Below are 23,086 nucleotides of genomic sequence, written 5' to 3'. Positions count from 1 at the left end.
CACGAACTCTTACATGCGTTTTACGCGGTGTTACCTACCAACAACCCTTGTGTGTTGGTGTTTATCGGCTAATTAGTACCAGTCACCTCCACGCATTACTACGCTTCCAGATCCGGCCTATCAACCCAGTCGTCTCCTGGGAACCTCAAACGAAACCTCATCTCAAAACAGGCTTCCCGCTTAGATGCTTTCAGCGGTTATCCCTCCCGTACGTAGCCAACCAGCCATGCCCCTGGCGGAACAACTGGCACACTAGAGGTACGTCCGTCCCGGTCCTCTCGTACTAGGGACAGCCTTCTTCAAGTTTCAACGCGCGCGGCGGATAGAGACCGAACTGTCTCACGACGTTCTGAACCCAGCTCGCGTGCCGCTTTAATGGGCGAACAGCCCAACCCTTGGGACCTACTCCAGCCCCAGGATGCGACGAGCCGACATCGAGGTGCCAAACCATCCCGTCGATATGGACTCTTGGGGAAGATCAGCCTGTTATCCCCGGGGTACCTTTTATCCGTTGAGCGACACCACATCCACAAGTAGGTGCCGGATCACTAGTCCCGACTTTCGTCCCTGCTCGACAAGTGCGTCTCGCAGTCAAGCTCCCTTGTGCACTTACACTCTACCCACCTGATTGCCAACCAGGCTGAGGGAACCTTTGGGCGCCTCCGTTACATTTTGGGAGGCAACCGCCCCAGTTAAACTACCCACCAGGCACTGTCCCCAACCCAGATCATGGGCCAAGGTTAGATATCCACTACGGTCAGAGTGGTATTTCAACAACGACTCCACACACACTAGCGTGCAYGCTTCWAAGTCTCCCACCTATCCTACACAAACCGCACCGAATGCCAATACCAAGCTATAGTGAAGGTCCCGGGGTCTTTTCGTCCTGCCGCGCGAAACGAGCATCTTTACTCGTACTGCAATTTCACCGGGCCTGTGGTTGAGACAGCAGGGGAGTCGTTACGCCATTCGTGCAGGTCGGAACTTACCCGACAAGGAATTTCGCTACCTTAGGATGGTTATAGTTACCACCGCCGTTTACTGGGGCTTAAATTCTCCGCTTCGGACCAAAAAGCCCTAACAGGTCCTCTTAACCTTCCAGCACCGGGCAGGCGTCAGTCCGTATACATCAACTTAACCGTCTTCGCACGGACCTGTGTTTTTGATAAACAGTCGCTCCCCTCTCTTCTCTGCGACCCACACCAGCTACCACACGAAACATGCTTGACCAGCATGGGTCCCCCTTCTCCCGAAGTTACGGGGGCATTTTGCCGAGTTCCTTAACCACAGTTCACCCGCTCGCCTTAGTATTTTCTACCTGACCACCTGTGTCGGTTATGGGTACGGGCCGTACACACACATCGCTAGAGGCTTTTCTCGGCAGTACAGGATCACCAACATCACCCACMMAAGGGCTACGCATCACGCCTCACACAMAWGACAACCGGATTTGACCAATGTTGTCGTGCCACACGCTTGCACCGCAATCCAATAAGCGGCTCGGCTACCTCACTGCGTCACCCCATCACTGACCTACAACGGATCAGGCCCCACGCATCACCACCAACCAACCACTCAAAGAGTGATCAACGTCAGCAGATCAGGGTGGTTAGTATCACCGCTTCGATACTGGGCGCGCATATACGGGTACGGGAATATCAACCCGTTAACCATCGACTACGCCTGTCGGCCTCGCCTTAGGACCCGACTCACCCTGGGAAGACGAACTTGACCCAGGAACCCTTAGTCATCCGGCGGGCAAGATTCTCACTTGCCATTCGTTACTCATGCCTGCATTCTCACTCGCATGCAGTCCACCGCTCCTTACAGTACGGCTTCACCCCACACACGACGCTCCCCTACCCAAGCCAAAAAGGCTTGCCGCGGCTTCGGCGGTGTGCTTGAGCCCCACTACATTGTCGGCGCGAAACCACTCGACCAGTGAGCTATTACGCACTCTTTCAAGGATGGCTGCTTCTAAGCCAACCTCCTGGCTGTCTTCGCGATCCCACATCCTTTTCCACTTAGCACACCCTTAGGGGCCTTAACCGGCGATCTGGGCTGTTTCCCTCTCGACTATGAAGCTTATCCCCCACAGTCTCACTGCAATGCACCACTTCACCGGCATTCGGAGTTTGGCTGACGTCGCTAAGATGATAGTCCCGCTCAACCAACCAGTAGCTCTACCTCCGGCAAGCTCACATCACGCTGCACCTAAATGCATTTCGGGGAGAACCAGCTATCACGGAGTTTGATTGGCCTTTCACCCCTACCCACAGCTCATCCCCTCAGTTTTCAACCTAAGTGGGTTCGCGCCTCCACAACCTCTTACAGCTGCTTCACACTGGCCATGGGTAGATCACCCCGCTTCGGGTCCAGGACATGCCACTAAAAACACCCTATTCGGATTCGCTTTCGCTACGACTACCCCACAAACGGGTTAACCTCGCGACATGCCGCTGACTCGCAGGCTCATTCTTCAAAAGGCACGCCATCACACACWWAACGGTGCTCTGACGGATTGTAAGCGCATGGTTTCAGGAACTCTTTCACTCCCCTCCCGGGGTACTTTTCACCATTCCCTCACGGTACTTAAATCCACTATCGGTCACACTGAGTATTTAGGCTTACCGGGTGGTCCCGGCAGATTCACAGCAGATTCCACGAGCCCGCTGCTACTCGGGGACATGCACCACACAACCACACATGCCTTCACGTACGGGACTCATCACCCTCTCCGGCGCACCATCCCAGATGCTTCCACTGACACGCGCGAATCATGCCTGCAGGTGGCAGCCTGCACACGCACACACCCCACAACACCGCACACGCAACCCCTGCCAGGTCTYACACGCACACGGTTTAGCCTCATCCGCTATCGCTCGCCACTACACACGGAATCACAAATTGTTTTCTTCTCCTACGGGTACTGAGATGTTTCACTTCCCCGCGTCAACCCCCACACAGACTATGAATTCACCTGCGGGTAACACCACACAACCGGTGCTGGGTTTCCCCATTCGGACATCCTCGGATCAACGCTTTGTTGGCAACTCCCCGAGGCATAACGCAGCCTCACACGTCCTTCATCGGCTCAGCATGCCAAGGCATCCACCATACGCCCGTAACAAAACACACGGACACACAAACAATCAAGGTAAATAACACCAAAACACAAAAAAGAAAGATACTCGCGTCCACTATACAGTTCTCACACAACACAACCCCCACACAAACCAGCAAACAACCGCCGCCRGCYCACRMMARGGGCCCAACAAGGACACACAAACCTGTGCTGCCCCAGACACCCAACAGTGCACCAATGCTTACAAACCTTCTGTCACGCAACAGGTGCGCATCACCCACCCACAGCACCACACAGCAMACAACCCACCARTAAGCAGTACGCCACCTGACCATCCAGATCAAGCAACCAACCACCACTAGGTGTGCGTCCACCCGGCACAACATATTTCATGGCAGTCGCACACTCGGCGACATCAACCACACAAAAAAGCCCACAACTGTGAGCCASAAAAAAACTCCTTAGAAAGGAGGTGATCCAGCCGCACCTTCCGGTACGGCTACCTTGTTACGACTTCGTCCCAATCGCCGATCCCACCTTCGACAGCTCCCATGACAGGCCACTGGCTTCGGGTGTTACCAACTTTCATGACGTGACGGGCGGTGTGTACAAGGCCCGGGAACGTATTCACCGCAGCGTTGCTGATCTGCGATTACTAGCGACTCCGACTTCATGGGGTCGAGTTGCAGACCCCAATCCGAACTACGACCGGCTTTACAGCGATTCGCTCACCCTCACAGGCTCGCATGCGCGTTGTACCGACCATTGTAGCATGTGTGAAGCCCTGGACATAAGGGGCATGATGATTTGACGTCATCCCCACCTTCCTCCGAGTTAACCCCGGCAGTCTCTCACGAGTCCCCACCATAACGTGCTGGCAACATAAGACAAGGGTTGCGCTCGTTGCGGGACTTAACCCAACATCTCACGACACGAGCTGACGACAACCATGCACCACCTGTACACCAACCACAAAGGGAAACCGTATCTCTACGACGATCTGGTGTATGTCAAGCCCAGGTAAGGTTCTTCGCGTTGCATCGAATTAATCCACATGCTCCGCCGCTTGTGCGGGCCCCCGTCAATTCCTTTGAGTTTTAGCCTTGCGGCCGTACTCCCCAGGCGGGGCGCTTAATGCGTTAGCTACGGCACGAACCCCGTGGAAGGGACTCACACCTAGCGCCCACCGTTTACGGCATGGACTACCAGGGTATCTAATCCTGTTCGCTACCCATGCTTTCGCTCCTCAGCGTCAGTTACTGCCCAGAGACCTGCCTTCGCCATCGGTGTTCCTCCTGATATCTGCGCATTCCACCGCTACACCAGGAATTCCAGTCTCCCCTACAGCACTCAAGTTATGCCCGTATCGCCTGCAGTCCCGCAGTTAAGCTGCGGGCTTACACAAACGACGCGACAAACCACCTACGAGCTCTTTACGCCCAGTAATTCCGGACAACGCTCGCACCCTACGTATTACCGCGGCTGCTGGCACGTAGTTAGCCGGTGCTTCTTCTCCAGGTACCGTCACAAAAACGCTTCGTCCCTAGCGAAAGGAGTTTACAACCCGAAGGCCGTCATCCCCCACGCGGCGTCGCTGCATCAGGCTTGCGCCCATTGTGCAATATTCCCCACTGCTGCCTCCCGTAGGAGTCTGGGCCGTATCTCAGTCCCAATGTGGCCGTACACCCTCTCAGGCCGGCTACCCGTCGACGCCTTGGTAGGCCATTACCCCACCAACAAGCTGATAGGCCGCGAGCTCATCCCACACCGAAAAAACTTTCCACCACAACATCCAAGAAGTGGTCCTATCCAGTATTAGACCCAGTTTCCCAGGCTTATCCCGAAGTGCAGGGCAGATCACCCACGTGTTACTCACCCGTTCGCCACTCGAGTACCCAAGCAAGCTTGGGCCTTTCCGTTCGACTTGCATGTGTTAAGCACGCCGCCAGCGTTCATCCTGAGCCAGGATCAAACTCTCCACAAAAGTTTCAGCAAGAAACAAGGCCGTGAAAAGCCCGAAACCCAACCAAAAACAAACCACCCAACACCACCACACCAAAAAGGCAGCGATGCTGAACTGGCACAAAAATTCCAAAAATTACAAGGTTCAAAAAACAACCGACCCCCAACCCGACGGGGCAAAACAAGGGCCGATCACAAATACGCGAGTAAAAAGCATGTCAACCACACCCCAACACGCACTGAACCAAACAGATGACGTGATTAGTTATTGGAATTCAACCACGCCACCACCGGCACACACCCAACAAAGCAGGCATCCACCACACAGTGCACAAAACAGGGCAGGTGACACACACCCACGCAACAAAAGTACATTGGCACACTATCGAGTTCTCAAACAACACCAGCACACCCACCAACCAGACCATCACAGCCCAGCCAGTCAAGCAGCCTCGCTACAAGCTACACACAACATAAACCAGAAGTCAAACTCGCGTTCAACCACCGTTTACCCCGCGGTAACCTTATGTAGTTTAACCATTCCCCCTGACCAACCGCTCGGGCCGCTCAGAAGCAACGGATGGATATATAACCACGAACCCTAAACCAACACAAACACCCAGGCAGAACACGGTTTTAGTGATATGCCGCGATGGGTCCGTGAGGCCCTTCGATCACTTGCACCGGAGTATTGAAGATCTCGGTGAGCAGATCGTCGCGCATGATCTCGTCCACTGTTCCGAACGCGAATACCTGGCCGTCCTTGGCCGCGCAGATATAGTCCGCGTACCGGGCCGCGAAATTGATGTCGTGCAAAACGATCACAATGGTCCGGCCGAATTCGCGGGCTGCAGAATGCAGGTGCTGCATCATCTCCACGGAATGGGAGATATCCAGGTTGTTCAGGGGCTCGTCGAGAAGCACGTAGTCAGTCTCCTGGCTCAACACCATTGCTACATACGCACGTTGCCGCTGCCCGCCCGAGAGCTGGTCCAGGTAGCGGTGTTCCAGTTCCCGCAAACCGAAGAAGTCGATGTAGCGGGAAATGATCTCCTCGTCCTTAGCCGTTAAGCGCCCACCCGAGTACGGGAATCGGCCGAAGCCAACCAGTTGCCGTACCGTCAGGCGGGTGACAAAGTGGTTCTCCTGCCGCAGGATCGAAACCACCTTGGCCAGGTCTTTTGAGCTGGATGAGGTCACGTCCATCTGCCCAATGTGCACGGAACCGGAGTCGAGCGCCAGCAGGCGCCCGATCATCGTCAAAAGAGTGGACTTGCCGGCACCGTTCGGGCCGACGAGCGCGGTGATACCGCCAGCAGGAATCTGGAGTGAGACGGGCCCGATTGCGGTGTCGTCGCCGTAGGCCTTGCTCACCTCGTTGAGCTCGATCACAGTCTCCCCTTTCGTAGGACAACGATGAGGAACGTCAGGCCGCCGACCAGCTCGATGATGATGGAGACGACGCCCTGGGCGTAGAAGATGTGGTTCATGACAAAGTACGCGCCCGCCAGAATGCAGTAGCCGAGCAGCGCCGCCATGGGGAACACGTATCGGTGGTCGTAGGTGTCCGCGAACTGGTACGCAAGCGTGGCCACCAGGAACCCGAGGAAGGTCATCGGCCCGACCAGCGCGGTGGACACCGCCATGAGCACGGACACGAGCACTAGGGTGTACACAGCGTGCTTCTTGTGGTTCACGCCCAAGTTCACCGCCACGTCCCGCCCCAGGCCAAGGACGTTCAAGCGCCGCGAATTCAGCAACATCAGCACAACCGCCGCCAGCACCAGCGGCACCGCCAGCGGGTAGTACTCCGGGTCCGCGTTGTTGACTGAGCCGAAGAGACGCGCGGTGAGCACGTCGAACTCGCTCGGCGTGAGCAGGCGCTGCATGAACGTCGACACGCTTCCTAATCCCCCGCCGAGCACGATGCCCACCAGGAGCATCGCGTGCATATTGGGGTTGTCCCCGGCAAGCAGCCACGTGTAGAGGATGAGGCTTAAGCCCACCATGAGCACGAGCTGGATCACAAACATCTCCAGCGTGCGGGCGTTATTCAGCCCGGCTGCGCCGAGGAAGTACACGGTTGAGGTGTGAATGGCCACGTACAGCGACTCGAACCCCATGATGGACGGGGTGATGATGCGGTTGTTCGTCACCGTTTGGAACGCCACTGTGGCCACGGCCTGGCAGAGCGCCACTACCGCCATGGCGATGACGGAGTTCAGGCGGCGCTGCGCGATCAGCCAGTAGCCGCGGGTGCCAAAGTCCATGGGGTTTCCCCAGGACAGCAGGCCCGCGGTGAACAGCAGCGCGGCCACCACCAACGATGCGGTGAGCAGCCAGTAGCGCCGTTTGCTTTGCGACGTTTGAAACGCGCCTACCTCACGCATTCCGGCTCCTCCCCACAATCAGGGCGATGAAGACGGCGGCGCCAACCACGCCGAGGATCACGGACACCGGCATCTCGAACGGCGCGATGACGATGCGTCCGAGTAGGTCGCACAGCGTCACCACCCCGATGCCGGTGAGGCAGACCCAGGGCAGGTTGGACCGGAGGTCGTCGCCACGCAGCATGCTCACGATGTTGGGGACGATGAGCCCGAGGAATGGGAGGTTGCCCACGACAACCGTGACCACGCCGGTGGCCACCGCGACGAGGCTGGTGCCCACGAGCACGATGCGGTTGTAGTTCAGGCCGATGTTGGTGGCGATGTCTTCGCCCAAACCGGCCGCGGTGAGGCGGTCGGCGTAGAAGAACACGGCGATGACCACGAGTAGCACCACCCAGAGGATCTCGTATTGGCCGGCGATCACGCTGGTGAACGAACCGGCGAACCAGACCCCGAGCGACTGCAACAGGTCAGTCTGCAGCGCGATGAAGGTGGACACCGCGCTGACCACCGCGCCGAGCATGATGCCCACGATGGGCACCACCAGGCTGGAACGCAACGTCACGCGCCGCAGGAACGCGAAGAACACCATGGTGCCGATGAAGGCGGCCCCGACGGCGAGCAGCATGCGCGTCATCACGGAGCCGTCCGGGAACAGCAAAAACGACGCGAGCAGCCCCAGCCCGGCCCATTCGGTGGTGCCGGTGGTGGTGGGTTCGACGAATCGGTTCTGGGTGAGCATCTGCATGATCAGCCCGCTCATCGCCATCGCCGCACCCGCGAGTACCAGCGCGATCGTGCGCGGCACGCGGGTGGCGCGGAACATTTCCCAGCCGTCCTCGGTGCCCAGGATGTCGTACTGCCCCACCATCAGCGACGCGGCAAGGAGGGCTAAAACAAGGACGACACCCGCCCCGAGCTTCCAGTCCAGAAGCTTGGGGCGGGTGGTGGTCGTTGTGTCAGTCATCGGAGACAGACTACTTGCCTGCCTCGAGCTGCTCGGAGATCTGGTTGAGAATCTCGGTGTAGGTGTAGATGGACTCGTTGGTGTAGGTGTCCGCCGGGGCGACGTAGACGTGGCCGTCCTTGACCGCGGTGACGTTCTTCAGCGGCGCGGAGTCGTCGATCACGGACAGCGCTTCCGGGGAGTCGGTGATGGACTTCACGCCCGCGTCACGGTCCAGCACGAGCAGCCAGTCCGGGTTGGCGTTGGCGATGGCTTCGACGGAGATGTCGTCGCCCTGGTGGTCGTCGGAGGCGTTCGCCACCTCGAGCGCCGGGGTGAAACCAATCAGGTCGAACAGCGGCCCCCACACGCGGCCCACGCCCGGGGCGACGTAACCGATCTCGCCGCCGGAGACGTTCAGCGCCATGACCTTCTGCTCAGGGTCGTAGGCGTTGCGGGTGCGCTGGACAGCCTCGGTGAATTCCTGAACTGCCTGCTCAGCCTCGGCTTGCTTACCAAAGACGTCGCCCAGATCCAAGGTCTGGCGGATGATCTCGCGGTCAATCGGCTCTCCGTCGCGCGGCTCGAAGTCCAGCAACGTGGCGTCCGGGACCAGCTTCTGCAGTTCGTCGTCGAACTTTTCAAAGCGCTGGCCGGAGATGATCACGTCCGGATCGGCGGCGACGATGGTTTCCAGGTTCGGCTCGCGGTGGTTGCCGATGTTGAGGATGTCTTCGTCGTCCGCGATGCCCGGGATGGAATTAGGCACGATGTCGCGCGGCGCGGCGACGGGCTTAATCCCCCAGGAATCCAGAAGCTCGAAGGAGCGGTTATCCAGAGCGACCACCCGCTTCGGCGGGGTGGGCACGGTCTTCTCGCCGTAGTTGTCGGTGACGGTCACGGTGCCTTCGGAAGCATCATTGCTTGCCGACGCCCCTTCGGTCGCCACCGATTCCGAACCAGCGGCGGCATCCGTGCCGGACTCACTGGTGGAGCATGCGCCCAGCGTGAGGGCGCCGACCGCGATGAGAGCGATGAGAGGGGTGCGGGAGAAACGGGTCACGGTCGTCCTTCCTTTCGGTCCATAAGGTAAGGGTTACCTGACCCACATTAGGCTAACCAAACTTTGCCGCCAAACCCGCCCCCGAATTAAGCCTTCTCAATCACCGCAGCAAGCCCCTGACCACCGCCGATGCACATGGTCACGAGCGCACGCTGGGCGTCGGTGCGGCGCATCTGATGCGCGGCAGTGACCACCATGCGCGCGCCGGTGGCACCCACCGGGTGGCCCAGCGAGATTCCGGAGCCCACCGGGTTCACGCGTGGGTCGTCCTCGGCGATCCCCCACGCATCGAGCACTGCGAGTGCCTGGGCGGCAAAGGCCTCGTTCAGTTCAATCAGGTCGATGTCGTCGAAGGTCAGGCCGAGGCGGTCGAACACCTTCTTCGTGGCGTCGACAGGCCCGATGCCCATGGTCTCCGGCGCGACGCCAGCGACGGCCCAGCCGCGCAGGACAGCGTAGAGGTCCAGGCCCAGCTCCTCGGCCTTGGCACGGGTGGTCACGATCATCGCGGCGGCGCCGTCGTTCTGGCCAGAGGCGTTGCCGGCAGTCACCGTGGCCGCCTCCAGCGTTTTGCCCATCACCGGCCGCAGATTGGCCAGCGACTCCTCGGAGGTTCCGGGGCGGATGTGCTCGTCCTTGTCCACCACCACCGGATCACCTTTGCGCTGCGGCACCGAAACCGGCACGATCTCGGCGTCGAAGTCTCCAGCCTCCTGCGCCGCCGCGGCGCGGGCGTGCGACGCCAACGCCAGCTTGTCCTGACGTTCGCGCGCGATCGAGTACTCCTCGCGCAGGTTCTCCGCAGTCTCGATCATTCCGCCCGGGATCGGGTGGTGCTTGCCGCCCGCCTGCTCGCGGCCCTCCTGCAGGCGGTCCTTGAGCCCCATCGTGCCGCCCTTTGCACCCCAGCGGATCTTTCCGTCCACGGTGTACTCGGTGTTGGACATGGATTCCGCACCGCCCGCGACGATCAGGTCGGCGGCACCGGCAGCCACGTGCGCCGCGGCAGTGGCGATCGCCTGCAAGCCGGAGCCGCAGCGGCGGTCCAGCTGCATGCCGGGCACGTCAACGCCCAGCTCAGCGTCGAGTGCGACAACGCGGCCTAGCGCGGGTGCGGCGCCGTTCGGCGAGGCCTGGCCGAGGATGATGTCGTCGATCGCGTCGCCGGAGATCCCGGCATCCTCGATCACGGCCTTGACCACGGTCGCGGCCAGCTCCTGCACCGGCACGCCGACGAATGCGCCGCCGTAGCGCCCGACTGCGGTGCGCTTGGGGTTGCAGATGACAATATCGTTCGGGTCGCTCATGATTTCTCCTTCAGAGTGGTTGTTTGCAGGTCACGCTCGATCGCGCTCGCCGTTGCCTGCAGCGGGGGCAGCAGCCTATCGACGACCTCCCGGTGCCCCACCGCCCCAGCATGGGCCGACAGATTCACCGCGGCCACGACCTTGCCGTCGTTGCCGCGGACCGGGCACGCCACGGAACGCAGGCCCAGTTCGAGCTCTTGGTCGACGATTGCGTAGCCCTGCCTTTGGACGTCGATAAGCAATTGCCTGAGCGCATCCTCGCTGGTGACCGTCTCAGGCGTGATGGGCTCGAGCGCGGTGCCGGCAAGGTAGGCATCGAGCTGCGCGGATGGGAGATCGGCGAGCAGCACGCGGCCCATCGACGTCGCGTAAGCGGGAAAGCGCGTGCCGATGGTGATATTGACGCTCATGATGCGGTTCGCGGCGGCGCGGGCGACGTAGACGACGTCGGAGCCGTCGAGGACGGTGAGCGAGCTCGATTCGTTGAGCGTGCGCGACAGACCATCCAAATGCGGCTGCGCGATCGCCGGAAGACCCAGGCTGGACAGGTACGAAAAACCCAGCTCGAGAGTCTTCGGGGTGAGCCAGAAAACCGTGCCGTCGCTGGAGGCATATCCCTCCGCAACGAGCGTGTGCAGGAACCGGCGCACCGTCGCGCGTGGAAGGCCCGTCGATTCTGCGACCTGGGCAAGCGTTTGGCGCGGGCGGGCACCGCTGAACGCGCGGATGACCGCCAGACCCCGAGTGAGGCTCTGTACGAGTTGCACATCACTACCAGACATGCGTGTGATCCTAGCCGATTAAGGTTCGCTTTGTGAACCCTTGTGCAGTAGCCGAACAACAGTTACTATGCGCACATGATTAACAAGGTGGTTTCTTCAGCGGAGGAGGCGGTTGCCGACATCCCGGACGGCGCCTCCATCGCCGTGGGCGGCTTCGGGCTGGTGGGCATCCCCGCCCGGCTCATCGACGCCCTGCGCGCCCAAGGCGCCGGCGATCTCACGATCATCTCCAACAACCTGGGCACCGACGGCTTCGGCCTCGGCCTGCTGCTGGCGGACAAGCGGATCTCCCGCTCCATCGGCTCCTACCTGGGCACGAACAAGGAGTACGCGCGCCAGTACTTAGAGGGTGAGCTCACCGTCGAGTTCACCCCGCAGGGCACCCTGGCAGAACGCATGCGCGCTGGCGGCGCGGGCATCCCCGCGTTCTACACCAAAGCCGGCGTGGGCACCCCGCTGGCCACAGGGGAAATCCCCACCCGTTACAACCCGGACGGCACCATCGCCGAGTATTCCCACCCGAAGGAACTGCGCGAGTTCAACGGTGAGCAGTACGTGATGGAAACCGCGCTGACACCGGACTTCGCATTCGTGCACGCGCACAAGGCGGACCGGTTTGGCAACCTCGTCTTCTCCAAGACCGCGCAGAACTTCAACCCCGACGCAGCCGTGGCCGGCAAGATCACGATCGTGCAGGCGGAGCACGTGGTAGACGAGATCCCCGCGGCCGAGGTGAACCTGCCCGGCATCTACGTCGACCGCGTAGTCGAGGTGGGCCCGCAGGAGACCGGAATCGAATTTAGGACGGTGAGCGAGTAATGGCTTGGACCAGGCAGGAAATGGCGGCCAGAGCAGCCCAAGAGCTGGAAAACGGCCAGTACGTCAACCTTGGCATCGGGATGCCCACCCTCATTCCGGGCTACCTGCCCAAAGACGTGGAGGTGGTGCTGCACTCCGAAAACGGCATCCTCGGCGTGGGCCCCTACCCCACCGACGACGCGGTCGATCCAGAACTTATTAACGCCGGCAAGGAAACCATCACGGTGGCACCGGGCGGATCGTTTTTCGGCTCTTCTACGTCTTTTGGCATGATCCGCTCCCGCGCGATCGACGTGGCCGTCCTCGGGGCCATGGAGGTCTCGCAGTACGGCGACCTGGCCAACTGGATGATCCCAGGCAAGATGGTCAAGGGCATGGGCGGCGCGATGGACCTCGTGCACGGGGCCAAGAAGGTCATCCTGCTCATGGAGCACACCACCAAGAAGGGCACCTCGAAGGTCTTGCCGGAGTGCCGCCTGCCACTGACAGGCGCGAAGTGTGTCGACCAGATCATCACCAACCTGGCCGTGTTCTCCGTGGACGAAAAGCAAGGCCTCACCCTGACAGAGGTTGCCCCAGGCGAGACCGTTGAGTCCGTCCGCGAAGCCACCGAAGCCCCGTTCGAGGTTGCCATCTAAGACCCCCGCGCAGCTGAAAGCCCCAGGCCGCGTCTGCGACCTGGGGCTTTCGGTTATCTATCCCGCGTCACTCGAGTGCGTTATTGGTAATCGCGGCCGTGCATCTTCTGAAGCTCAATGCCGTGGCCCTGGCTCGCGAGGAACAGGGTTGACGCGTCGAGCTGGAACAGCTGCGGGTTGGACTGGAGGACCATCTTCAGATCGTCGGCGTCTTTCTGTGCGCCCGGCTCGCACGCCATCTTGGTCTCGGTGAAGTCGCTCAGGTGCAGCGCCCCGGTGTTGTCGGTCTGGTACTTCGCGGTGCCGGAGTTGCAGCCGTCGTTCAAGTGGAGCACACCGTCCTCGCGGAAGTCCAGGGTGATGGTTTTGTTCTTCTTTGCCTGCAGCGTGGTGTCCAGCGCGGAGCTGAGGCGATCATCCGTGAGATGATCTGCCCCCTCCGGGATCAGCTGGATCAGATCAGAGCCAGCCGGGTTCTCAGGTGCCGGATTCTCCGGCGCTGGGGCCGGCGCGGGTGCGCCGCCGAAGTCACCGAACAGGTTCGAGCTCATCTGCACGAATTGGTCGATGCTGGAGGCTTCGGGGCGCTCCTGGGCGTCGGCAGTTCCGACGCCAAGCAGGCCACCCGTGAGGGCGACGACTGCGGTCGTTGTGGACAACTTCCTTAGGGTCTTGGTCGAAAGGGTCTTGGTCGAAGTAACCATGGCCATCACGCTACCGAGCGATTTCAGGCGAACAAGGGACTCAAGGAAACTTCAACGTAACTCCACATTTGCGTTGACGCGGTTCATAGCTTCGCCATACGCACTAGCGCTCTGTAAAAACCAAAAACCCGCTGCCCAGAGGTGGGCAGCGGGAGGGTTAAGCGGCGTGGATCAGTTCGGAGCCGTCTTTGAGAATTCGATGGCCTTGCCCTGGGCCGCCAGGGCGATCGTCTCGTTGTCGAAGCGGTACACCGACGGGTTCGAACGCAGGATGGACGTCAGCTCGTCCGCCTTGTTCATGCTGGTCGGGTCGCACAGGCGCTGCGTCTGAGCGATGGCACCAACCTTCACGGCACCGGCGCCGTCGATGGAGTACCCGGCGCTACCGGCGTTGCAGCCGTCGAAGAAGGACAGCTTGCCGTCCGGGCCGAAGGTGACCGTCATGGACGCGTCACCCTTGACTGGCAGTGGCCCCTCCAGGGCAGCCTTCGCCTTCGCCGCGGGCAGCGGCTTCGCGCCTTCCGGCAGGTTCTTCAGCAGCATGTGGGACCCACCCTTGTTAATCACGGAGCCGCTAAACGCAGACCAGCCCATCTGCGTCCAGCCCTCAATGTCGGCGGGACCGTTGGAAGACATCTGCGCGTTGGCGGTGCCTGCGCCAATAAAGCCGCCGGCGAGGGCGGCGAGAGCAGTTGCTGCGGACAACGTCTTTACAGTCTTTGAGGTCATGAGCGCCAACCTACCTGGCATTTCGCAGCATTAAAGGGCCCCAACAAAGCTTTTAAGTAACCTGGACACTCCTTTAACCCAACGGCCAGCGAGCGCTAGGGCGGCCTAGAAGAACACCACCTCGCCGCGCTCCAGCCACGCCCCCTTGCCGCTTTCAGAGTCCCAACAGGTCACGCCGGTTTCTTCCACCGCGCACACATACGGACCGTGGTTGACCACTTCGCCGTACTGCACAACTTCGGCGGATTCGCTGTCCGGGGGCCACACGGAGTCGTCGTAAAGCGGCGGCTCAGTTTGCTCGCGTGGGTAGCCGCCGAGGATTTCCATCATCCACCTCGGTGTACCCAGCTCACCGATGCCAAACTGCTCGCTTTCCATAAAGGACTTCACGCCGCAGTCGAACATCGGCTTGTCCGCCAGGTTCATCATGCAGCCGATGTTGCCGGACGGGGTGACAAACAGCGCGTTTTGCACGGGGCTATCGCCGATGCTCTTGAGCGTTCTGATCGGCCGAGCGTTGTCCGGGACGGGGCCGCCGGCACCCGGGTACGCCAGCGGGGCGCCGGGGATTCCGCCTTGCTTCTCGACGTGCTCCGTCTCCCCCGCCGCAGCAGCATCAGCTTGTTGCGCTGGCTCCTCAGGCTCCGGCGCTTTCGCTTCCGGTGCCTCCACGGTTTCAGTCACCGTCACGTGCTGCACCTCGGGCGCGCCACTGCAGCCGACGACCAAGAAGGTCGTGGCGGCGAGTGCTGCGACGGCGTTGCGGTTCATGCCACCGGAGACTAAAGCCCGATGCTTCGGCGCCGTTTTGAGGAGGCGTAAAAGTTCCTGCCACCCTTAGCCTCACAAACCCCGAGTAAGCCCTCCCGAGTATGCGCGATTTTGGGCCGTACTAGGGGTCCTTCACTCGGGGGTTTGTGGTGCAGCCTGTCTGAGGCCGTGACAATCTGCGGACGAGGCACTACCCTACTTGTTGATACGTCACCAACAGGAGTGTTTAGCAATGAAAGCCTTCGGTTTCTTGAGCTTCGGCCACTACGCGTTCGGCGGCCAGCGCGGCCCATCCGCGGAGAAAATCGCCAAGACCCACCTGGAGATAGCTCAGGCCGCCGACGAGATCGGCGTGAACAACGCGTCCTTTCGCGTTCACCACTTCGTGCCGCAGGCATCCGCTCCGATGCCGCTGCTGGGTGCGGTCGCGGGTTCCACCGAACGCATCGAAGTGGGCACCGGCGTGATCGACATGCGCTACGAAAACCCGCTCTACCTCGCCGAAGAAGCCGCATCCCTGTACCAGCTCTCCGGCGGCCGCGTAGCCCTGGGCGTCTCGCGCGGCGCCCCCGAGGTAGCGGAGCGCGGCTGGGAGGCCTTCGGCTACAAGGGCGAGGCCCCCAACGGCGCGGACGTAGCGCGCGCCCACCTCGAGGCATTCATGGCCGCGGTGGACGGTAACGGGTTCGCCACCGCAGCACCGCTGGAGCGGCAGTACCCCAACATGTTCCAGCCCGGCTCCGCCCTGCCGGTCTTCCCCATGACACCTGAGCTGCGCAAGCACATCTTCTACGGCTCCGGCACCCACGCTTCGGCGGAGCAGACCGCCAAGGACGGGCTGAACCTGATGTCGTCCACTCTAGTCTCCGAGACCACCGCCGAGACCTTGGGCGAGATCCAGGCGGAACAGATCACCCGCTACCGCGCAGCCTGGAAGGAAGCGGGCCACGACTGGACCCCGCGTGTGTCCGTCTCCCGCTCCATCTTCCCCATCGTCGATGGCGCAGACATGCAGCGCTTCGGCATGCAGGCCTCCGGTTCCGACCAGGTTGGCATGCTGCCTGACGTGGGCGCTTCCACTTTCGGCCGCACCTACGCCGCCGAGCCAGACAAGCTCATCGAGCAGTTGAAGGCGGACCCAGCCGTCATGGCCGCCGACACCCTGCTCATCACCGTCCCCACCGGTTTGGGCGTGGACGCCAATGTGAAGATTCTTGAGAACTTCGCCACCCATGTGGCTCCGGAACTCGGCTGGCAGCCCAACACCGAGGGGCCGGTCACGGGCTACTCGATCGACTAGCCAACGAGCCTCCGCAAACATGCCCACGTGTTTGTAGTTCCCTTGTGAACTCTTCCTTCTTCCGGGCATTTCGCTGGCTGGCCCTGGTATTCATTGCAGTCAGCGGACTGCTCTTCTTCCTCGATCCGATAGATGCACCCAGTTCCCAAACCGCGTCATTGCCGGACGGGTTTGATTCCACATACGTGGCTGCGCAGCGGGAGGCAGCCGCCGGCGAGGACCGCGAGGCCACCGCAGCCGCCTTGGTCCTCTTCACCGGGCCGGTCACGGAAAACATGGATCTCCTTCGAGACAAGGCAGAAGCACTCGGCGGCCCGCTCATCCCCAACGACGATGCAACTGCAGTGCTGATCCCGTTGCAGGTCGCTGACGGCACAGCATCCGGCAGCACTGAGGCGATTGAGCAACTACGCGCGGACGCGCGAGAGGGACTACCCGATTCCATCGAGGCGTCGGTGACAGGACCCGCCGCCATTCGAGCCGATCTGGCCGGGGTGTTCTCCGGGGCGAACGTCAAGCTCCTTGCGGTCACCGCCGCCATCGCTGCCGAGCTCCTCGTGTTCACCTACCGCTCCCCGATTCTGTGGGTCATCCCCTTGGCGGTGATCGGTCTTGCTGACCGCCTCGTTGCTCTCCTCTACCCACGAGTGCTCGATGCGCTCGGCATCCAATGGGACGAATCGACGGGCGGAATTCTCTCCGTCCTCGTCTTCGGCGCGGGGACAAACTACGCATTGTTGCTGATTTCGCGTTACCGGGACGAGCTCACCCAGTTCCACGACCGTTTCGAAGCTATGGCCCGGGCCTGGATCCCAACGCTGCGGACCACTGCAGCTTCGGCGTCGACGGTGATATTGGGTGTCTTGTGCTTGCTCGCGTCGCACACTCCGACGACCAGATCACTCGGGGCTGCGGCAGCGTTCGGTGTGGCGGTCGCTTTTCTTTTCGGCATGTTTGTGCTGCCCGGGGTCCTTCTCCTCTTCGGCAACTGGATCTTCTGGCCGCGGCGTCCAGAGGTGGGCGACCAGACGAACCACACGGTCTTCAACGCGGTCGGGCGCACGGTCCAACGCCGGCCCGCCGCGATCCTGGCCGCTTCGCTTCTCGCCCTGGGGGTGATGTCCCTGGGCGCGACACATATCGTCACCGGTCTTACCCAATCCGACCAGTTCATCGATACGCCAGAGTCCATCTCGGCGGCTCAGCAGCTCTCTGACGCTTACCCGAACATCTCGGCTACTCCAGCTGTTATTGCGACTGACGACATCGAGGGGACCACGCGGCGGCTGGAGGACGCCGGGCTGTCTCCCCGCCCGGCCGAGGATGGATTCCTCGAAGTCTCAGGTGCCACGACTGAAGAGCTGCGCTCACTCTTGGGAGGCTCCGGCGCGCTTGTCGGCGGCGGGGACGCCGAGCTCTACGACACCGAGACCGCCGCCGCGGAAGACCGTCGTCTCATCTTCCCCCTCGTGCTCAGCTTGATCTTCGGGGCGTTGCTCGTCCTGTTGCGCTCGGTTGTGGCACCTCTGGTGATGACCGGGTCGGTCCTCCTTACCAATGGGGCAGCACTAGGACTGGGCTGGTGGTTGTCGCACCACCTGCTTGGGTTTGAACGTTTCGACTCCACGACGCCGCTCTATGCGTTTGTCTTCCTCGTCGCCCTCGGCATCGATTATTCGATCTTCCTGGTCACACGTGCACGTGAAGACTCGCGGGCCACTGGCACTCGTGCGGGCATTCTCTCCGCGCTCGGATCGACCGGTGCGGTCATCACCTCTGCCGGCATCCTCCTGGCTGCGGTGTTCGCGGCGCTCGGTGTGCTTCCGCTCGTGGTGTTGGCCCAGATAGGCATCGTGATCTGCATCGGCGTACTTCTAGACACGCTGATCGTACGCAGCTTGGTTGTTCCCGCCATCGTGCTGCTTTTCGGAGAAAAGTTCTGGTGGCCAGCGCGCCCCGCGTCGCTCGGCGCGCACGCCGAGACCAGCAACGAGCAGGCATAGGCCACACATAAAACCCCCGGTCGTCATGACCGGGGGTTTCGCACTCGGTGGAGCCGCCGGGAATTGAACCGACACCCCGCCCACCGGCATATTCACCAGGGGAAGAAGGTACGTTCCCTCAACTTTCCCCCAACCTCCAGACCTCCCGCCGTAATTGCGGTGTCACTTTCCTCACTGTGCTGTCACTGTGGAAAGTGACGCGACAGTGACCCGCGGGCGTTGGCGTCACCCCCGTTTCCTACCCCTACACTAGTACGCATTGCATACTAGTGCGCAATGCGTCATAATGGATTCACAAGCAAAGAACAGCCCCCACAAGGAGACACCATGAACCGCCAACAGATCATCACCATCACCACCCAGATCCTCGAAAACAGCATCTACGCAACCCACCTCGACATCCTCCGCGACTACAAAGACGACGAATCCTGGGACGCCTACACCAACATCATGGACATCCACCACAGCCGAGCAATCGCAAAGCTTGAGCTGCTCGACGTCATCAACCCCCGCCTCGCCGACCGCATCCGCGCCGAGCACCACGGACTAGACTACGACTCCTCGAAGCAGATGTACGCGCACTTCCTCGAAAACAAAACCCGCCGCGAACGCATGAACATTCTGCCGAAACTCGCAGACGCGGGCCGCCTAGGCGAGGTGGAGGCGTTCATGCGCGAGTTCCGCGACCGGGAAATCCCGAAGGCCGCAGAGCAGGTCGCCAGCTACTTCGAGCAGGAGAACTAGCCGTGCAAATCATCAGCCCGGATACCCTCTCCCACATTGGCGAGAAGATCATCCTCATCGGCTTGGCGGCTAAGGCTGTGGGCGCGGAGGTCGCCGGCGGTAACGCCGTGGCACTGCGCTCCGCACGCGAGAGCTTGGCCGCGTCGGAAGCCGACTACGACAATGCCATGTCCGAGCTTGCACCGGAGCAGCGCGTGTGGGTGGAAAGCCTGTTTGCGGACGCGCTCGCTAAGGCGCGGGCTGGGCGCGACGGTTACCACCAGGCCGTCTACATGGCCCAGATTAAGTGGTCCGACGACCAGGTGCGCGAGCTCGAAGCGGTCACCACGGAGCTGAAAGACGCCCGCACGGAGTGGGTGCGCGACGCTATGTCGTACGACGTGACTGCGTACCAGGTGGCGAAGCTGTGCGGTCGCACCCCGTCCACGGTGCAGCGCTGGGTGAAATAAGAAAACCCCGCTAACGCGGGGCAGAAAGAAGCCGCCTTTGTACTACGGCTCACCCCCGCAAGGCGGGGAACACCCAGAATGTAGCACACCCCACAAACGTAAAAAGACCCCACCTTGGCGCATAGCCAGAATGGGGGCCAGGTGGGTTAGCGGCAGGCGCGCCACTTGTTGAAGCTGGGGAATGGTGGGTCTTTGAATTCGGGAATGGTGGAGAGGTGGTCGATGTAGGCGCGGGTGGCGTCCAGCTCGCACTCAAGGGCGTCAATGCGGTTGTCGCGCTCCGCCAGCTGTTCTTTGAAGAAGGATTTCATCTCCGTGGTCAACGTCTGCCAGTTCGCGGGCTCCGCGGCCTCCTTCTGCGCCTTTGTAGTCACCTTCGTGCCCGCGTACGCACCTAGCGCTGTGACTACAGCAATGATGATGGGGGCGACGCTATTCACGTCGAAGCTCACAAGCGATCTCCTCCCTGCTCACCGTCGGCTCACGACTACCGAACCACACGGCCCACAGGACGAGGGCTGCGATGGACAGGTAGCCGACTGCGGGTAGCCAACCACGCACGGCGCCCTTCGCAATCGCGTCCGCGATAAACGACGCGCCCCACAGCAGGTTCAAGCCGACGCAGGCACCAACCGCCACGGGGGCGGCACGCGGCCACCACGCCGCCACTATCGCAGCCACCCCGGCGATAATCCACACCCACGCCCACACCGACATGGGCAATGTTCCCTCTACCGGATGCGCTTGCCGCGCATGCTCCGACATGAGCAACGGGGTGTAGGAGATGCCGCGAGCTACCGCGCCCACACCGAGGATAAGAAGTGCGGGACCGACGGTGCGCGCCCAGTCACGCACCTGCCGCGCACCCGGCTTCATGCGCTCCGGTAGGTGCTCAATCGGCACGGTGCTTCCCCCCGTTCACAGTCGGGCCAGTGTAGACCGGCAGCGTCACCGGCTCCGCAGCCTCCGAATCGGCACGCTCAATACGCTCCGCCTCCGCAATGATCTGCTGCTGCTGCCCAACCGTCAACGCCGGAACAGTGAAACGGGCGATACCAAACGCCAACGCCGACGCCGCAACCGCCACCACCTGGCCCACACTGCCAGCCGCAGCCGGGATAGTGTCAGCATTCTCCGCAATGAGCGTGACCATCCACGCCAGAAGCGCAGCGAGGGCGGACAGGGACTCCTTACGCAATGCGAGTGAGGACTGCTTGCTGCGCACGCCCTTGACGGCGCGTTCCAAGATGTTCGTGTTCATTACTTGGCTCCGATCTGGTCGATTTTGCGGGACAATTCCGCCACGTCGTGGCGTAGTGCAGCTACCGCGTCCACGAGTGTGAGGTTCTGGCCGTTCTGGTTTTGGCCGAGCTGTTCCCAGCCCGCGTCTCCGCGTCCACGCAGCTGCTCGCGGATGTCCGCAGCGTCGCGGGCTGCGGCCTGGGCGGCAGTTTTCGCGTCGTTGAGTGCGGCGGGGCTGTCCGGCCACGGGTAGGAGGTGGTCATGGGTTCCTCCTTGGTGTTGTTCGGGTTAAAGATTCGGGCGAGTTCATCTCGGGTGCCGCGGTAGGCGTTCACGTCGACCGGGTAGTGGTCGCCCACGACACCTTCGGAGCCGAACTGCAGAATGTCCGGCTTGCGGTCGCCGAGTGGGTACGTCCAGCCGCGGTGGTTCGCCCCACCGTCGGCAAGGTACGTCTCCCGCGGGTCACCCTTGCGGTTCTTGCCGTAGTTGGACACCCACAGGTGGCCGAGCCCGTGCATGGGCGGTTCGCCGCCGGGCATTTTTTCCCAGTACCACGCGCCGGAGTAGATTCCGGGCACGTGGTAGCCGCGGGCTTCGAGTTCGCGCTTCGCCGCCCACACATCGTCCTTGGTGAGCAGGGCGCGGCCTTGCTTGTCGACGGATTCGACGTCAATCCACACGCCGAGGTCACGCCGCCCGTTCATCTGCTTGTCGATGACGTCCACCTGCTGGGCAATGGTGGTGCCTTCGGAGGGTGCGCGTAGGTACCAGTAGGTGGACACCAGCAGACCCTGCTTCTCCGCGTCCTCAAGGTGCGACTGGAACAGCGGGTCTTGGTAGGTGCCGTCGCACAAGCGGATGATGACGAACTCCATGCCGTCCGCCTTGACCTTCGACAGCGGATAATTCTTCTGCCAGCTCGAGATGTCGATACCGAAGATGGTGCCCGGCACCGCTGGTGGCGTCCAGGGTTTGGCGGGTGCTTCGCCTGGGTAGTCTGCTCCGGCTAGCCAGGTTTCGGGGTCGACGCGTTTCGAGCGGTAGCCGCGCTCGTAGATGGTGAGGTGTAGGTGCGGGCCCGTGGATTGACCGTTCGAGCCGACGTAACCGAGCAGCTGGCCTTTCTTCACTCGGTCGCCCGCCTTCAGCCCGGTGGCGGAGGCGTTCCACATGTGGCCGTACTCGGAGCACCCTCCGCCAACCTCGGCGGGGTGGTCGATGACGATCCACTGCCCGTAGCCGGACGCCTTACCGATGTACTGCACGGTGCCGTCCGCGACGGCGTAGAACGGTGTGCCGTCCGGGGCTGCGAAGTCGGTGCCGGAGTGGCTCTCCGGCCTGCCGGTGACGGGGTTTGTGCGGCCAGCGAACCGCGACGTGATGCGGATTTTGTTGCGCGGTAGGGGCCAACTGCGGTAACTCATTGTGTCCTCCTTTTGGGTATGAGTGAACCCCTGCCGCGTGTGCGGTCAGGGGTTGTGTGTTAGTGGGGTGTTATGGCCAGCGTCGGGCGATGACGAGGCCACCCGGTTCGCCGGAAGACCCGTCACCCCCATAGCCACTAGCGGTCTTATTGCCTGAGCTACCTCCTGCACCACCTTCTCCGGGGATGGTGCCGGTGTATGTGCTACCCCATGCTTGGGGAGTGGGGCGTGTAGTGGCTGTGGCTGTGGTGAACCAGCCGCCGATAGTTGTGGGACCGCCGGGGACACCCACGTTGCCGGAACTCGAAATCGAGCTCCCCCGACCTCTCTTGCCGCCTTCTCCTACAGTGACGTTGGGGAGCATGTCGAGAGTGAACCCCGACACCGGCGCACCGTTTCCGGGTGCACCCTTCTTGCCCGCACGGTCAGTGCCGCCGCCCTGGCCGCCCTGGCCGCCGCTATAGGCCCACGCCGAAACCTCACCCCCAGGCACCAACAGCTGAATGCTGGGTGACACGGTGCGCCACGACACGAAGCCGGGACGAAGCGTCTCCGCAATCCAATCAGGGCTATCGGCTTGGCCCCCTCTGAAGCCCCACGCGGCGGTGTTCGTGGCGGCGACTGACGCATAACCAGGCGTAAAAACATCCTGGCTGTTGAATATGCCGCCGCTGTTGACGGTAGTAGCGACCTGCACACCATCGATCAGTAGCGTGACTTTATA

The 23,086-nt window shown here is 61.6% G+C and carries 19 protein-coding genes and 2 rRNA genes; 6 read left to right on the top strand and 15 right to left on the bottom strand.

Annotation, left to right across the window (positions count from 1 at the left end):
• Window positions 1-47: 47 nt before the first annotated feature.
• The 8 genes from CUREI_RS03215 to CUREI_RS03180 all read right to left on the bottom strand — a co-directional run bounded on the left by CUREI_RS03215 (window position 48) and on the right by CUREI_RS03180 (window position 11,535).
• Window positions 48-3,138 (bottom strand): 23S ribosomal RNA (locus CUREI_RS03215).
• Between the two features lie 412 nt (window positions 3,139-3,550).
• A 16S ribosomal RNA gene (locus CUREI_RS03210) occupies window positions 3,551-5,069 on the bottom strand.
• Together the 16S and 23S rRNA genes form the textbook arrangement of a ribosomal RNA operon.
• Before the next feature lie 614 nt (window positions 5,070-5,683).
• A complete protein-coding gene (locus CUREI_RS03205) occupies window positions 5,684-6,439 on the bottom strand; it encodes an iron ABC transporter ATP-binding protein (RefSeq protein WP_038610351.1) in 756 nt (251 codons plus the stop codon).
• Window positions 6,436-7,437, bottom strand: a complete 1,002-nt coding sequence (locus tag CUREI_RS03200; protein WP_038610346.1) for an iron chelate uptake ABC transporter family permease subunit — start codon at window positions 7,435-7,437, stop codon at window positions 6,436-6,438. Before CUREI_RS03200 ends, CUREI_RS03205 begins: the two co-directional genes overlap by 4 nt.
• The gene (locus CUREI_RS03195) at window positions 7,430-8,404 is read right to left on the bottom strand and encodes an ABC transporter permease (RefSeq protein WP_038610344.1); all 975 of its coding nucleotides are present in this window, start codon (window positions 8,402-8,404) and stop codon (window positions 7,430-7,432) included. Before CUREI_RS03195 ends, CUREI_RS03200 begins: the two co-directional genes overlap by 8 nt.
• Before the next feature lie 10 nt (window positions 8,405-8,414).
• Complete coding sequence (locus tag CUREI_RS03190) at window positions 8,415-9,446, bottom strand: siderophore ABC transporter substrate-binding protein (RefSeq protein WP_038610342.1); 1,032 nt, start codon at window positions 9,444-9,446, stop codon at window positions 8,415-8,417.
• An 86-nt stretch (window positions 9,447-9,532) separates the two neighbouring features.
• Complete coding sequence (locus tag CUREI_RS03185) at window positions 9,533-10,753, bottom strand: acetyl-CoA C-acetyltransferase (protein ID WP_038610340.1); 1,221 nt, start codon at window positions 10,751-10,753, stop codon at window positions 9,533-9,535.
• Complete coding sequence (locus CUREI_RS03180) at window positions 10,750-11,535, bottom strand: IclR family transcriptional regulator domain-containing protein (protein WP_051952175.1); 786 nt, start codon at window positions 11,533-11,535, stop codon at window positions 10,750-10,752. The genes CUREI_RS03185 and CUREI_RS03180 overlap by 4 nt, the downstream gene beginning before the upstream one ends.
• Window positions 11,536-11,610: 75 nt before the next feature.
• On the opposite strand from CUREI_RS03180, the gene CUREI_RS03175 reads away from it, so the two are divergent.
• Entirely contained in the window at window positions 11,611-12,354 is a 744-nt protein-coding gene (locus CUREI_RS03175) for a CoA transferase subunit A (protein ID WP_038610336.1), read from the top strand.
• On the top strand, window positions 12,354-12,992 hold the full coding sequence (locus CUREI_RS03170) for a CoA transferase subunit B (protein WP_038610333.1): 639 nt from the start codon (window positions 12,354-12,356) through the stop codon (window positions 12,990-12,992). Before CUREI_RS03175 ends, CUREI_RS03170 begins: the two co-directional genes overlap by 1 nt.
• 80 nt (window positions 12,993-13,072) lie before the next feature.
• Here CUREI_RS03170 and CUREI_RS03165 read toward each other — a convergent pair whose 3' ends face one another.
• From CUREI_RS03165 to CUREI_RS03155, 3 genes are all read right to left on the bottom strand, one after another.
• On the bottom strand, window positions 13,073-13,696 hold the full coding sequence (locus CUREI_RS03165) for an META domain-containing protein (protein ID WP_158407448.1): 624 nt from the start codon (window positions 13,694-13,696) through the stop codon (window positions 13,073-13,075).
• Between the two features lie 171 nt (window positions 13,697-13,867).
• Window positions 13,868-14,425: an META domain-containing protein gene (locus tag CUREI_RS03160; RefSeq protein WP_038610329.1), complete on the bottom strand. Its 558-nt coding sequence runs from the start codon at window positions 14,423-14,425 to the stop codon at window positions 13,868-13,870.
• A 105-nt stretch (window positions 14,426-14,530) separates the two neighbouring features.
• The gene (locus CUREI_RS03155; protein ID WP_038610327.1) at window positions 14,531-15,196 is read right to left on the bottom strand and encodes a hypothetical protein; all 666 of its coding nucleotides are present in this window, start codon (window positions 15,194-15,196) and stop codon (window positions 14,531-14,533) included.
• Between the two features lie 232 nt (window positions 15,197-15,428).
• On the opposite strand from CUREI_RS03155, the gene CUREI_RS03150 reads away from it, so the two are divergent.
• From CUREI_RS03150 to CUREI_RS03135, 4 genes are all read left to right on the top strand, one after another.
• On the top strand, window positions 15,429-16,496 hold the full coding sequence (locus CUREI_RS03150; protein ID WP_038610325.1) for an LLM class flavin-dependent oxidoreductase: 1,068 nt from the start codon (window positions 15,429-15,431) through the stop codon (window positions 16,494-16,496).
• 44 nt (window positions 16,497-16,540) lie between these two features.
• The gene (locus tag CUREI_RS03145) at window positions 16,541-18,499 is read left to right on the top strand and encodes an MMPL family transporter (RefSeq protein WP_051952174.1); all 1,959 of its coding nucleotides are present in this window, start codon (window positions 16,541-16,543) and stop codon (window positions 18,497-18,499) included.
• A gap of 327 nt (window positions 18,500-18,826) precedes the next feature.
• Window positions 18,827-19,243, top strand: coding sequence for a hypothetical protein (locus CUREI_RS03140; RefSeq protein ID WP_038610323.1), 417 nt, complete (start codon window positions 18,827-18,829; stop codon window positions 19,241-19,243).
• 2 nt (window positions 19,244-19,245) lie between these two features.
• Window positions 19,246-19,692 carry a hypothetical protein gene (locus CUREI_RS03135; RefSeq protein ID WP_038610320.1) on the top strand — a complete coding sequence of 149 codons (447 nt, stop codon included), beginning with the start codon at window positions 19,246-19,248 and terminating at the stop codon, window positions 19,690-19,692.
• A 146-nt stretch (window positions 19,693-19,838) separates the two neighbouring features.
• Here CUREI_RS03135 and CUREI_RS03130 read toward each other — a convergent pair whose 3' ends face one another.
• From CUREI_RS03130 to CUREI_RS11785, 4 genes are read right to left on the bottom strand one after another with little or no spacing between them, the layout of a single operon-like run.
• Complete coding sequence (locus tag CUREI_RS03130; RefSeq protein ID WP_038610318.1) at window positions 19,839-20,144, bottom strand: hypothetical protein; 306 nt, start codon at window positions 20,142-20,144, stop codon at window positions 19,839-19,841.
• Window positions 20,125-20,595 (bottom strand): hypothetical protein, encoded by a 471-nt coding sequence (locus CUREI_RS03125; protein WP_038610316.1) that lies wholly within the window; start codon window positions 20,593-20,595, stop codon window positions 20,125-20,127. The genes CUREI_RS03130 and CUREI_RS03125 overlap by 20 nt, the downstream gene beginning before the upstream one ends.
• Window positions 20,585-20,953: a hypothetical protein gene (locus CUREI_RS03120; protein WP_038610314.1), complete on the bottom strand. Its 369-nt coding sequence runs from the start codon at window positions 20,951-20,953 to the stop codon at window positions 20,585-20,587. Before CUREI_RS03120 ends, CUREI_RS03125 begins: the two co-directional genes overlap by 11 nt.
• Complete coding sequence (locus CUREI_RS11785; RefSeq protein ID WP_038610312.1) at window positions 20,953-22,362, bottom strand: peptidoglycan DD-metalloendopeptidase family protein; 1,410 nt, start codon at window positions 22,360-22,362, stop codon at window positions 20,953-20,955. Before CUREI_RS11785 ends, CUREI_RS03120 begins: the two co-directional genes overlap by 1 nt.
• Window positions 22,363-23,086 lie beyond the last annotated feature (724 nt).

It is taken from the genome of Corynebacterium ureicelerivorans, from assembly GCF_000747315.1.
Classification (GTDB): domain Bacteria; phylum Actinomycetota; class Actinomycetes; order Mycobacteriales; family Mycobacteriaceae; genus Corynebacterium; species Corynebacterium mucifaciens.
This window is presented reverse-complemented; position numbering and strand designations above follow the sequence as displayed.